The sequence below is a fragment of the Terriglobia bacterium genome (assembly GCA_032252755.1).
In the GTDB taxonomy this organism is placed as follows: domain Bacteria; phylum Acidobacteriota; class Terriglobia; order Terriglobales; family Acidobacteriaceae; genus JAVUPY01.
In genome coordinates this window covers 104,869-117,203 of record JAVUPY010000052.1, presented here as the reverse complement: position 1 = coordinate 117,203, position 12,335 = coordinate 104,869, and the positions used below count along the sequence as shown (strand labels likewise).

The window sequence follows — 12,335 nt, the reverse complement described above, 5'->3', positions numbered from 1 at the left end:
TGCAGTGATTGTTGAGATGAAGAAGTCGGACGTTGTTGCGCCGGGGTGGCGCAGCGGCGTGTTGCTCAAGCCCGGGGAAAAGCCGGGAAAAGTTTTAAGGATGAGGTTGAGGATGGCGAAGAACTATGTGCCTTGGGGGGAGATCGTACTGCTCTCTGTTCTGGGTGGTTTCGTGGTTTTGGGCGTGGCGATTGTGGGCCTTTGGCTCTATCGCTGGGCTTTGGATGCGCAGGCGCTGGTTACTCTCAACGGCGATGAACAGAACCTGTATGTCGTTATCGCATTCGGGATTGGCTTTGTGATCACGGCAGTAGCCCTGGCGATTACGACGGCGAAGAAGTCGGGTTCAGGGATTGTCAGCCTTCCGGAGAAGAAGCGGCCGGGTAGCTCGAGGCTCGAAGACAAATGGCGGAGGCGGAGTTAGCGATGGCGGAGAAACAGGAAACGATTACGGCGGTGATGGCGCGGTGGGCGGCGGGCGTGCGGTTCGAGGATTTGTCGCAAGACGCGGTGTACCAGGCGAAACGGTTTCTGCTGGATTCGATTGGGTGCGCGCTGGGCGGGTATCAGCAGCACGACGTGAAGATCGCGCTGGAAGTGCTGGAGGAAGTCGCGAAGAGCGGCCCGGCGACGGTGATCGGGTCGGGAGCGAAGATGGACGTGGTTCATGCGGCGCTGGCGAACGCGCTGATGATTCGCTGCATGGACTACAACGATATTTATTGGAAACAGGATCCGTCGCATCCCTCGGATATTTTTCCGGCGGCGCTGGCGTGCGCCGAGCGCGCGAAGAGCGATGGGCGCGAACTGATCGTCGGCCTGGTTCTAGGACACGAGTTCGAGCAGCGCATGTGCGAGGTGGCGTTCCCGGGGGTTCGGGAACGAGGTTGGCATCATGCAACGCTGACGGCGTTCGTCTCGCCAATCGTTGCGGGGCGGATGCTCGGGCTGACATGGGAAAAGATTCAGCACGCGATAGGGATTTCAGCGTCGGCACGGTGCACGCTGGGCGCGGTGACGGCGGGCAAACTGACGATGATGAAGAACACGGTCGATCCGATGGCAACCGAGAGCGGTGTGCTGGCGGCGCTGCTGGCGGAAAAGGGATATACGGGGCCGGAACACGTGATCGACGGCAAAGAGGGCCTGGTGCACGTGTTTGGGCCGGAATGGAAGCTGAACATCTTGACCGATGGGCTCGGCGAATCGTGGCGAATCACGCAGTGCGGGATGAAGTTCTTCCCGACGGAGGCGCTGACGCATACGCCGATTTCATGCGTGCTGGACCTGGTGAAGTCGAATGACCTGCGGCCGGAGATGGTGAAGGAAGTTCATATCAGGACGACGGCGCGTGGCGCGGACATCCTGAGCGACCCGAGCAAGTACGATCCGCGCACGAAAGAGACGGCGGATCATTCGCTGCCCTATTGCATTGCGGCGGCGGTGGCGGAGCGGCAGGTGACGCCGCTCCAGTTCACTATGGGAAAGATCATGGACCCGACGATTCGTGCGCAACTGCAGAAAGTGAAAGTCGTCGCGGATCCGGAGATCGAGAAGGTGTTTCCGGCGCTGCAACGGGTCGGCGTGAAGATCTCGACGACTGACGGGCGAGTGTTCGAGAAGACTATGGATTTCCCGAAGGGAGACCCGCGGAATCCGCTGAGCGATCGGGAGATCGAGGAGAAGTTCCATGCGTTGGCGGAGCCGATCATGGGGGCCGAAAAGCGGAAGAAGTTGAGTGGGGCGATCTGGGGCCTGGAGAAACAGAAGAGTGTGTCGGAGTTGATGGAGTTGATGTCGGTCGGGTTGGCGGTGCACGCGTAAGAAAAGCTAATCACCACGAGCACGAAGGGAAGGTATGGCACAGACGATTGTGGAGAAGCTGGCGCAGGCGCATATGGCGGAAGGGCCGAAGCGGGCATTGCGCGCGGGAGATTTTCTGTCGATCCGGCCGAAGCACGTGATGACGCACGACAACACGGCGGCAGTGCTGAAGAAGTTTAAGGCGATTGGCGTGAAGAAGGTCCTGGATGCGCGGCAGCCAGTATTTGCGCTTGACCACGACATCCAGAACACGAGCGAGCAGAACCTGAAGCAGTATGCGTCCATTGAGGCATTCGCCAAGGAGCAGGGGATCGATTTCTATCCGGCGGGCACAGGCATCGGTCACCAGTTGATGATGGAAAAGGGATACGTGCTGCCGGGGAGCTTTGTTGTCGCGAGCGATTCGCATTCCAACATGTATGGCGCGCTGGGGGCGATTGGAACTCCGGTGGTACGAACGGACGCGGCGGCGATCTGGGCGACCGGTGAGTTCTGGTGGCAGATTCCGCGCACGGTGCAGGTAAAGCTAACGGGCAGTCTGCGCAAAGGCGTGAGTGGCAAGGACGTGATCATCACCTTGTGCGGGCTCTACAACCAGGAAGAGGTGCTTAACGCGGCGGCGGAGTTCGCGGGCGAGGGCGTGGCGGCGCTCTCGATGGAAGAGCGGATGTCGATCGCCAATATGTCCACCGAATGGGGCGCTCTGGTTGGGTGGTTCCCCCCGGATGCGAAGACCTTCGCATACTTGCGCGAGCGCCGGGCGGTCGGAGCGACGGCGGAGCGGATATCGGAAGATGAGTTGCGCAACCTGGAAGCGAATCCACCGATGCCAGATCCGGAAGCGGAGTATGCGGCGAAGATCATCCTCGATCTGAGCACGGTGACGCCGCATGTGAGCGGGCCGGATACGGTGCAGACGATGGCGTCGGTGGCAGAGATCGCGCCGAAGAAGGTTGCGATCCAGAGGGCGTACCTGGTGAGCTGCGTGAATTCACGGCTGGAGGATTTGGCTGCCGCGGCCGAGGTGCTCAAGGGAAGGAAAGTCGCACCGACCGTGAGCTTCTATGTGGCAGCGGCCTCGAAGGATGTTCAATCGCGTGCCGAGGCGAAGGGTTATTGGAAGACGCTGATGGAAGCAGGCGCGATTGCGCTTCCGCCGAGTTGCGGTATGTGCATCGGACTCGGGACGGGATTGCTCGAGGCGGGCGAGGTCGGGATTTCGGCGACGAACCGTAATTTCAAGGGCCGGATGGGCTCGCGCGATGCGAAATGCTATCTCGGGTCGCCGGCCGTGGTCGCAGCGAGTGCTGTAGCTGGGTACATAACGGGGCCGGTGGAGTTTGCACAGGAGATTCCGAAACGGGAGTTCGTGGAGCTAACCCCGAAAGCTGCTACGGCGGAGAAGGTCGAGATTCTTCCGGGTTTCCCGGCGGTGGTGAAGGGCCGGCTAATTTTCGTGCCGCAGGACAATCTGAACACCGACGGGATCTACGGCAAGGACTACACCTATCGCGAGGACATGACGCGCGAGCTGATGGCGAAGGTGGTGTTTGAGAACTACGATCCGCAATTTGCGTCGCGCACGCAGGCGGGCGATGTGATCGTAGGCGGATTCAACTTTGGTACGGGGTCGAGCCGCGAGCAGGCGGTGACGGCGCTGCAGGCGAAGGGGTTGCCGCTGGTGATCGCGGGGAGTTTCTCGCAGACGTATCTGCGGAATGCATTTAACAACGGTTTCCTGTGCATTGAGTCGCCGGAGTACGTGAAGTGGTTGAAGCAGGTCTTCGCGCCGAGGGTTGCGGCGAAAGAGAAGACGATTATTCCAGGGATTGAAGTCGCGATTGATTTCACTACCGGAACGATAACGTGCATGGATGAGAAGTTCCAGTTTCCAGCGATGGGAGCAGTGCCGCAATCGCTGGTCGTCGCGGGCGGAGTGGAGAAACTCGTCGCGAGGAGGCTGGGCTTAGTGCCGGAAGTGATTGCGAAGTAGAGAGTATCAAAAGATTAACGCAGAGGAACGCGGAGGTCGCGAAGGTTATGGCGAAATACACGGTTGTGACGATGCCGGGCGATGGGATTGGGAACCAGGTCCTGCCGGAGGCGATCCGGGTACTGAATGCGGTTGGATTCGACGCCGAATACGTGCATGCGGACATTGGCTGGGAGGCGTGGTGCAACGAGGGCAACGCGCTGCCGGAGCGCACGGTGGAGTTGCTGCGGAAGCATAAGCTTGGGCTTTTTGGCGCGATTACGTCGAAGCCGAAGAAGGCTGCTGAGGCGGAGTTGAAGCCGGAGTTGCAGGGCAAGGGGTTCTCGTATTTCAGTCCGATCGTTTCGATGCGGCAGATTTTCAATCTCGATATCTGCATGCGGCCGTGCATCGGGTTCCCGGGCAATCCGCTGAACTTCATTCGCAAACGCGGGGATGGCGGGTTCGAGGAACCGCAGGTGAACGTCGTCGTGTTCCGGCAGAACACCGAGGGTCTGTACGCGGGCGTGGAGTGGACAAATCCTCCGGCGAACGTGCGAACGGCGCTGGCGACACACTCGAAGTTCAAGCCGTTTGCGGATGTGCCGGGCGAGGACCTTGCAGTGAGCGTTCGGGTTATCACGCGGAAGAATGCGCGGCGGATCTGCGTGGCGGCGTTCGAATACGCGAAGAAGTTCGGCTACAAGTCGGTGACCATTTGCGAGAAGCCGAATGTGCTGCGCGAGACCTCGGGGATGATGGAAGAGGTCGCGAAGGAAGTCAGCAAGCAGTATCCCGGCGTGGCGCTGTGGTCGACGAATATCGACGCCCAAACGATGTGGCTGACGAAGAATCCGGAAGAGTATGGCGTGATCGTTGCGTCCAATTTGTTCGGCGACGTGATCTCGGACGCCTTTGCGGGATTGATTGGCGGACTGGGCTTTGCGGCGAGCGGCAATATCGGCGAGGAAGTTGCGGTATTTGAGCCGACGCATGGGTCGGCTCCGAAGTACGCCGAACTTCATCCGCCAATCGTGAACCCGATCGCAATGATTCTTTCGGCGGCGATGATGCTGGACCACGTGGGCGAGACCGAGAAGGCGAATCGCATTCGGAAGGCAATCGCGGATGTCGTCGCCGAAGGCAAGATTCGGACGTACGACATGATGCGGCTCTCCGGTGGCGGAAAGTCGATTGCGCAGGGAGCGGCATCGACGAACCAGATGACGGATGCGATCCTGGCGAAGGTTGAGGCGGGCGTCGGAGTTGGTGCGTAGGGTCAACCGAGGAAACTATCCCACCCTGACGCGCACAAAACGCGCGTTAGGATGGGGCACCCACAGTGGTGAAGACGAGATAACTATGGCGATGACGGCGGAAGTTAGGGCAAGGATTGGTGAGGCTGGGCGGCAGGGAACAGACGTGCGGAGTGATCTGTTCGTCCGCTATGAACCCGGCGAGAGGCCCCTGGAAATCGAGTTGCAGTCTAGGGTTGGCCTTTACTATGGCGAGCAAATTCGCGAACAGGCGAAGAATGTTCTTGCATCGCTGGGAGTCACAATCGGCAAACTCACGATCATTGATGAAGGCGCCTTGCCGTTTGTCATCGCGGCACGGACCGAGGCGGCGGTACGACGGTCGGGCCTGGGGAATGGGAAGCGATGGTTGCCGGAACCCGTGCCGCATCCGGAGCACTCCACGAAGGATCGTTTGCGGCGCTCGCGATTGTATCTGCCGGGGAGCGAGCCCAAGTACTTCATCAATGCCGGACTGCATGAGCCTGACGCGGTGATTCTCGATCTTGAAGATTCCGTCCACGCGAGCGAAAAGGATTCAGCGCGAGTGCTGGTGCGCAACACCCTGTGGGGGGTCGATTTCGGCGCGGCGGAGCGGATGGTGAGGATTAATCAGTTGCCGCTGGGGTACCAGGATCTGGAAGAGGTCGTGCCGGAGCGGCCGGACGTCATTCTCATTCCCAAGGTCGAGCATGCGCGCGAAGTGCTCGAGGTCGATCGGAAGATTTCGGAGATCGAGACACGCGAGGGGATCAAGCAGCCGATCTGGATCATGCCGATCCTCGAGTCGGCGCTGGGAATTGAGAATGCGTTCGCGATTGCGACGGCGTCGGATCGCGTTTGCGCGCTGACCATCGGACTGGAAGATTACACCGCTGATCTCGGAATCGTGAGAACGCGGACCGGTGAAGAGACGCTTTTTGCGCGGTTCCGCGTAGTGAATGCCGCAAAAGCCGCTGGCGTGCAGGCGATCGATTCTGTATTCGGGGACGTCGCCGATATGGACGGCCTGCGCCGTTGGGGCGAGCAGTCGCGGGCGATGGGATTCGAGGGCATGGGCTGCATCCATCCGCTGCAGATCCAAGTCATCCACGAAGCGTATGCGCCGTCGAAAACGGAGATCGAAAAGGCGCTGAAGATCGTGGCGGCATTCGAGGACGCGAAGGCGAAGGGACTCGGAGTAGTAAGTCTGGGCTCGAAGATGATTGATCCGCCGGTGGTGAATCGGGCGGTGAAACTGGTGGAGCGGGCGAGAAGAATGGGTCTCGTGAATTGACGATTGGCGATTTTCGCATTGACGATTGAAAAGTAATGACGAAATTACGAATGTCGAAATGACGAATGACTATGACAGTTGAAGCGAAGCAGCAGGTCGAGTTGGTCAAGAATGCGGCGGGGCGCAAGGTGCCCACATTCGTGAATGGGTGCGAACAGGTTGCGTACCAGGGAGTCGGCAAGTACAAGCCATCTGGACGGAAGGCATCTCCACCGGTGCGCACGAATGCGGATTTCCCGGAGAACGGTGACAAGCGTGTGCCCGATCTCGAGACGGCGCTGCGGCTGTGCGGGTTGAGCGATGGAATGACAATTTCGTCGCATCACCATCTTCGCGAAGGTGATCGCGTAGCGCTGCCTGCGCTGGAAGTTGCCGCGCGAATGGGCGTTAAGGATCTACGCTGGTTCCCCAGCGCCTCATTCCCATGTCATGAGCCCGTCATCGACCTGATGGAAAAAGGCGCGGTGCACCACATCGAGGGGTCAATGAATGGGCCGCTCGGGGATTACTGCTCGCACGGGAAGATGCGCGGATACGGTGTGCTGCGGTCGCATGGCGGGCGATGGCAGGCGATCCAGGATGGCGAGGTTCACGTTGACATCGCGGTGATCGCCGCGCCCACGGCGGACCCGTTCGGTAACGCGAATGGGTCGCATGGGCCCTCGGCTTGCGGGTCGCTGGGATTTGCGCTGGCGGACTCTATGTATGCGGACAAGGTGATCGTGGTGACCGACAACCTGGTGCCGTTTCCATGTATTCCGTGGCAGATCCAGGGGAATAACGTCGACCACGTTGTCGAAGTGCCGAGCATCGGCGATCCGGCAAAGATCGTCAGCGGGACGACGCAGATCACGCGGTCGCCCGACCGGTTGCGAATTGCCGAGATGGTCGCGCGGTTCCTGAAAGTGACGGGAATCATGCGCGACGGGTTCTCGTTCCAGGCAGGCGCCGGAGGAATCGCACTGGCGTTCGTCGATTACCTGCGGCGCTACATGCGCGAGGCCGGAGTAAAGGCACGGTTCGTGCGCGGCGGTTCTACGAAATACTTGGTCGAGATGCTGCAGGAAGGATTAACGAGTTACATCCTGGACGGGCAGACGTTCGACCTCGATGCGGTGAAGTCGATTGCCACTGACCCGCGGCATGTTCCGACCTCGCCGTTCACGTCCTACAACTTTCACGGGAAGGGAAACTTCGCGTCGATGGTCGACGCAGTGATTCTTGGGGCTACGGAAGTGGACGTCAATTTCAACGGCAACGTCGTAACGCATTCGGATGGGCGGATGCTGCATGGAATCGGTGGCTGGCAGAATTGCCTTTTTGCGGGATGCACAATACTGGCGCTGCCCTCGTTCCGCGACCGTATTCCGGTGATCGTCGACGAAGTTACGACCCTGACCGGACCGGGAGAGTTGATCGACGTGATCGTGACGGAGCGCGGAATTGCGATCAACCCGAGACGGCAGGATTTGCTGGATGCGGTGAAGGGGAGCGGCCTGCCCGTCCGCAAACTTGAGCAGATCAAGGAAGAAGTCGAGAAAATCTGCGGCGGAAAATCGGCCAAACCGAGACTCACCGACGAACCAGTGGCCGTGGTGAAGTGGGTGGATGGGACGGTGCTCGATACGATTTGGAAGCAGAAGCAAGAATGAAGGAATGACGAATGGGAAAAGCAATTTTCGATTGACGATTTTCTTATTGACGCTTGAAGTCGAGCGCGCCTGAGAAGGCGCGCTCTGTTGTTGACGTCCGCAGAAGATTGACCTGCCGCACCCTAACGCCAAAAGGGCGTTGGATGGAGCACCCGTACATGTGGGACGCGACACCGTGACGGAGTAAGATAGGTGTCCATGGCCTTGGTTGAGGCAATCGCGAAACTCAGGAAAGCGCTGGGGAGTGGGAACGTCCTGGATAAAGCCGGGGACGTGATGCTCTACGAGTATGACGCGGGGGTGGACAAGGGGACGCCGGGTGCCGTGGTGTTTCCGGCGACGACTGAGGATGTTTCGGCGATTGTGAAGATTGCGGCGGCGGAAGGGGTTTCGATTGTGCCGCGTGGTGCGGGAACGGGGCTGAGCGGCGGGTCGATCGCTCGCGATGGCGGCATCGTCCTCGTCTTCACGCGCATGAACAGGATCCTTGAGATCGATCTGGAAAACCAGAGGGCGACGGTGCAGCCGGGCGTCGTGAATCTCGAATTGTCGAATGCTGTGGAGAAGCATGGGTTGTACTTCGCGCCGGACCCTTCGAGCCAGAAAGCGTCGACCATTGGCGGCAACGTGGGCGAGAACTCGGGCGGCCCGCACACGCTGGCGCATGGCGTGACCGTGAATCACGTGACGGGCCTGGAAGTTGTGCTTGGCGACGGCCGCGTCGCGCAATTCGGGGGCAAGTCGGTCGATACCTGTGGCTATGACATGTGCGGATTCTTCACTGGCACGGAAGGCACCGTCGGAATCGTCACGAAGATCACCGTCAAACTGACACGAAAAGCTGAAACGATCGCGACCCTGCTGGCGATCTACGACACGATTGATGATGGCGCGAACACTGTCGTCGACATTACCCGGGAGGGGATTACTCCGACGGCGCTGGAGATGTTCGATGGCCTGACGCTGCGCACGGTGGAAGAAGCGACGCATGCCGGGTATCCGATGGACGCCGGGGCCGTGCTGCTGATCGAACTGGAAGGGTTGCGCGAAGCGGTGGAAGAACAGGCCGAGGCGGTGCGGCGGCTATGCGCGGTGAACGGTGCGCGGGAAGTTCGGCGCGCAAAGGATGACGCGGAGCGGGCGCTGCTGTGGAAGGGAAGGAAGAACGCGTTTGCCGCGATCGGGCGGCTCGCACCTTCGTATTACACGCAGGATGGCGTGGTGCCGCGAACGAAGATTCCGGAGACGCTGAAGTTCATCGCCAAGGTCAGCGAGAAGTACGGAATGCGTATCGCAAACATCTTTCACGCGGGCGACGGCAACATGCACCCGGCGATCCTGTTCGACTTGCGAGATCCGGCGCAGTTGGAAAAGACGATCGCCGCCAGCGGGGAAATCCTGGGCTACTGCGTGAGCGTGGGAGGCACCATTACGGGCGAACACGGCGTGGGCATGGAGAAGGACAAGCTGATGCCGCTGCTGTTCACCGAAACCGATATGGACGTGATGAAGAGCCTGCGCGAAGCTTTCAATCCTGATTCGCTTTTCAACCCGCGGAAGATTTTCCCAACCACGAGAAGTTGCCGGGAAACGGGCGCGGCCGCGATTCCGCCAGAGCTTAGGAAACGATGACGGTGGCAAGCACAGCGACGGCCCAACTCGGACGCGAACTGGCAGCGATTGTCGGCGACGCGTACGTATGCGACGATCCCGGCGCGCTGACAGGGTTTGCCATCGACGGCGTGCGGCCAGGAATGTGGGTGGTCCCGGCGTCGGCGGAAGAGATTGCTGCGATTCTTCGGCTAGCGAACGAGCGCGACGCGAGTGTTACTGTCGCGGGTGGGTTCACGAGGCAATCCATCGGGAAGGTTCCGGAGCAGGTGAATATTCTCCTTCGCACTCATCGCCTCACTCGCGTTCTGCACTTCGATCCCGGTGACCTGACAATCGGAATGGAGGCAGGCTGCAAGCTCGGTGAAATCCTTGTGCGCGTGGCGGAAAAAGGTCTGCTGCTGCCGCTTGATCCCCCGAACGCAGCGCAGGCCACGATAGGCGGCTCGCTGGCGACGTCGTCCTTTGGACCCTTGAAAAACGGGTTTGGCGGCGCGCGTGAGTACTGCATAGGAGTGTCGTTCGTTACCGGCGATGGTCGAATCGCGAAAGCCGGTGGCCGCGTGGTGAAGAACGTCGCCGGCTACGATTTGATGAAGTTGATGATCGGCAGCCAAGGGACGCTCGGGGTGATCACTTCGGCGAATTTCAGGCTGTTTCCAGCGCCGAAGCAGACGGCGACGTTTATCGGAGAATTCGAGGATTGTGAGTCCGCGATGGAGTTCTGCGGCGCCGTGAGGCGTTCGCCGCTGAGTCCCATCTGCATGGAAGTGATCTCTCCGCGGGCGCTCGAGTACATCGGGGATTCGAGCGAAGCCTGGTCGGTTCTGACTCGAGCGGCGGGATCGGACGCGGTGCTCGAGCGATATCGGCGAGAGTTGAGCGCGAACACGAACCGGGAGTTGGTGGGGGCAGAAGAGAAACGGTTCTGCAATGGCGTGCGGGAGTTCGCCGAGGCAGTGCCGAGGAAGCATCAGAATGCGATGTTGATGGAAGTACATTTGCGATCGAGTGCGGTTTGTGAAGTGTTGGGAGCGGCAGAGCAGGCTGCGACAGACCACAACTTCTTGTTCGCCAGTGTGGGCCGGGCTGGGTTAGCGTCGCTGATTGTCGCCCTGGTGCCACTCTCGGTCGATCCGCCGGTGGTCAGCCAGTATGCGAGCGTGGTTACAGCCATACGGAAGTCGATGCCGAAAGATGGGTCGGCCGTAGTGGTGCGATGTCCGCGCGAAGCGAAACCGTACTTTTCCGTTTGGGGCGAGACCGCAAACGACATGGAAGCCATGAAAGCCGTGAAGCGCGCGTTGGACCCGAACGGGATCATGAATCGCGGGAGGTTTTTGTTCTGAGCACAGCCGGGATCAAGACCGAAACGCGATCGAATTACACGACGCCGGATCGTCCCACGTGGGAATTGTATTCGCGGTGCATTCACTGCGGATTGTGTTTGCAGCAGTGTCCCACGTATCGGGTGCTGGGACGCGAGGCGGATTCGCCACGTGGGCGGATTTACCAGATCCTGCAGGTAGACGCGGGGCGTCTGACAATCGACGAGTCATTTGTGACTCACCTTGACCGCTGTCTCGGGTGTCGCGCGTGCGAGACGGCATGCCCGTCGGGCGTATCGTACGGCCGCATCCTGGAACGGGCGCGTGCGGAGATCGAGCAGAACTACAAACGGCCGTGGCTCGACCGCAAGCTGCGGGAGCATTTCTACGGCTCGGTGTTGCATGATTTCAAGAAGCTGGCCCGATATGCGAAGTGGGTAGGGTTCTACCAGCGCTCGGGCCTCCAGGCCGTGCTTCGCGCCACAGGGTTGCTGAAACTGTTCGGCGTAGCAGAACTGGATGCACTCTCGCCGAAGATTGAGTCGGATTTCTACTTCCGGGAGTTCGGTAATGTCTATGCCGCCGTGGGTGAACGGCGCGGACGAGTGGCGCTGCTGGCCGGTTGTATCGCGAGCGTTGCTTTCGCGGAGTTGAATCGTGCCACAGTGCGCGTCCTAACGAAGAACGGGATTGAAGTGGTCGTCCCAAAAGAACAGACGTGCTGCGGCGCTTTGCATGCACATGCCGGCCAACTGCCGAAGGCCCGAGAGTTGGCGAAGAAGAATATCGATGCCATGATGGCGCCCGGCGTAGATGCCGTCATCAGCAACGCCGCCGGTTGCGGCTGCATGTTGAAAGAGTACGGCGAACTGCTGGAACACGATCCGGAGTATTCGGTGAAGGCAGCGGATTTCGCGGCGAGGGTCCGGGATGTCAATGAATACCTTTATGAGGTGGGCCTGCGGGCGCCGGCGCGAAAACTTGCATCACGCGTAACCTACCAGGATCCGTGTCATCTCGCGCACGGGCAGAAGGTGCGGAGTGCCCCGCGCGAGTTGATGAAGGCGATTGGGATCGAGGTAGTGGAGATGCCGCGCGCTGACGATTGCTGCGGCAGCGCCGGCACCTACAACATCGTGCAGAACGAGTTGTCGATGAAGATCCTGGACGAGAAGATGGCGAATGTTGCGAGCGTGAAGCCGGAAATAATAGCCACGGCGAATGTCGGCTGCATGCTGCAGTTGAAAGCCGGCGAAAAGCGCGCCCGCCTCAACGCCGAGGTGGTTCACGTAGTTGAACTGCTGGATCGGGCGTTCTAGAGCCAATTCACCACAGAGACACAGAGGCACCGGGAATTCCATTCACAAACAAAAAGGC

Annotated in this window: 9 protein-coding genes; all 9 read left to right on the top strand. The window is 59.9% G+C overall.

Going from position 1 to position 12,335, the window contains the following annotated elements:
- The first annotated feature begins 16 nt into the window (after positions 1-16).
- The 9 genes from ROO76_11880 (at position 17) to ROO76_11840 (ending at position 12,277) form a co-directional block, all read left to right on the top strand.
- Positions 17-424 carry a hypothetical protein gene (locus ROO76_11880; GenBank protein MDT8068852.1) on the top strand — a complete coding sequence of 136 codons (408 nt, stop codon included), beginning with the start codon at positions 17-19 and terminating at the stop codon, positions 422-424.
- Between the two features lie 2 nt (positions 425-426).
- Positions 427-1,824, top strand: a complete 1,398-nt coding sequence (locus ROO76_11875) for an MmgE/PrpD family protein (GenBank protein ID MDT8068851.1) — start codon at positions 427-429, stop codon at positions 1,822-1,824.
- Between the two features lie 34 nt (positions 1,825-1,858).
- Entirely contained in the window at positions 1,859-3,817 is a 1,959-nt protein-coding gene (lysF, locus tag ROO76_11870) for a homoaconitase (protein ID MDT8068850.1), read from the top strand.
- A 47-nt stretch (positions 3,818-3,864) separates the two neighbouring features.
- Positions 3,865-5,073, top strand: coding sequence for an isocitrate/isopropylmalate family dehydrogenase (locus tag ROO76_11865; GenBank protein ID MDT8068849.1), 1,209 nt, complete (start codon positions 3,865-3,867; stop codon positions 5,071-5,073).
- Positions 5,074-5,158: 85 nt separating this feature from the next.
- A complete protein-coding gene (locus ROO76_11860; GenBank protein MDT8068848.1) occupies positions 5,159-6,367 on the top strand; it encodes an aldolase/citrate lyase family protein in 1,209 nt (402 codons plus the stop codon).
- A gap of 65 nt (positions 6,368-6,432) precedes the next feature.
- Positions 6,433-8,019 carry a citrate lyase subunit alpha gene (locus ROO76_11855; protein ID MDT8068847.1) on the top strand — a complete coding sequence of 529 codons (1,587 nt, stop codon included), beginning with the start codon at positions 6,433-6,435 and terminating at the stop codon, positions 8,017-8,019.
- A gap of 198 nt (positions 8,020-8,217) precedes the next feature.
- Positions 8,218-9,651: an FAD-linked oxidase C-terminal domain-containing protein gene (locus tag ROO76_11850; protein ID MDT8068846.1), complete on the top strand. Its 1,434-nt coding sequence runs from the start codon at positions 8,218-8,220 to the stop codon at positions 9,649-9,651.
- A gap of 2 nt (positions 9,652-9,653) precedes the next feature.
- Positions 9,654-10,979, top strand: a complete 1,326-nt coding sequence (locus tag ROO76_11845; protein MDT8068845.1) for an FAD-binding oxidoreductase — start codon at positions 9,654-9,656, stop codon at positions 10,977-10,979.
- Entirely contained in the window at positions 10,883-12,277 is a 1,395-nt protein-coding gene (locus ROO76_11840) for a heterodisulfide reductase-related iron-sulfur binding cluster (protein ID MDT8068844.1), read from the top strand. The genes ROO76_11845 and ROO76_11840 overlap by 97 nt, the downstream gene beginning before the upstream one ends.
- The last annotated feature ends 58 nt before the right edge of the window (positions 12,278-12,335 follow it).

Excerpts from the sequence above, each read along its gene's own strand:
- ROO76_11880 (MDT8068852.1), top strand. The coding sequence starts at position 17 with ATGAAGAAGTCGGACGTTGTTGCGCCGGGGTGGCGCAGCGGCGTGTTG.
- ROO76_11875 (MDT8068851.1), top strand. The coding sequence starts at position 427 with ATGGCGGAGAAACAGGAAACGATTACGGCGGTGATGGCGCGGTGGGCG.
- lysF (MDT8068850.1), top strand. The coding sequence starts at position 1,859 with ATGGCACAGACGATTGTGGAGAAGCTGGCGCAGGCGCATATGGCGGAA.
- ROO76_11865 (MDT8068849.1), top strand. The coding sequence starts at position 3,865 with ATGGCGAAATACACGGTTGTGACGATGCCGGGCGATGGGATTGGGAAC.
- ROO76_11860 (MDT8068848.1), top strand. The coding sequence starts at position 5,159 with ATGGCGATGACGGCGGAAGTTAGGGCAAGGATTGGTGAGGCTGGGCGG.
- ROO76_11855 (MDT8068847.1), top strand. The coding sequence starts at position 6,433 with ATGACTATGACAGTTGAAGCGAAGCAGCAGGTCGAGTTGGTCAAGAAT.
- ROO76_11850 (MDT8068846.1), top strand. The coding sequence starts at position 8,218 with ATGGCCTTGGTTGAGGCAATCGCGAAACTCAGGAAAGCGCTGGGGAGT.